Annotated in this window: 1 protein-coding gene; it reads right to left on the bottom strand. The window is 75.0% G+C overall.

Translation table 11 applies throughout. From position 1 onward, the window contains the following. A partial coding sequence (locus ACSNOK_RS34630; protein ID WP_436784679.1) for an HtaA domain-containing protein occupies positions 1-264 on the bottom strand: 264 nt, incomplete at both ends.

Here is a 264-nt window from a genome sequence, read left to right as displayed (position 1 = left end):
ATCTCGCCCTGCCGGCGGTCCTTGGCGGAGACATCGGCGATCAGGGCCCCCTGCGTGCCGGCCGCCCGGACCGTGAGGCCGCGGAACGTCAGGTCCAGGGAGTCCCCGTGGGCCCGGAAGCGGACGGCCCCGGCGAAGGTGGCGTTCAGATTCGCGGCGGCCGCGTCGTACGAGCCGCTGCCCCGGGTGAAGCGGTAGCCGTCGCCGCTCTTCACCGCGCCGGCGGACAGCTCGACCGTGCCGCGGGTGCGCGCGATGTAGTCG

Origin of the sequence: Streptomyces sp. URMC 126 (genome assembly GCF_051386555.1) — a bacterium.
Taxonomy (GTDB): domain Bacteria; phylum Actinomycetota; class Actinomycetes; order Streptomycetales; family Streptomycetaceae; genus Streptomyces.
The sequence above is the reverse complement of the archived record's forward strand: the minus strand, read 5'-3'. Positions and strand labels throughout refer to the sequence as shown.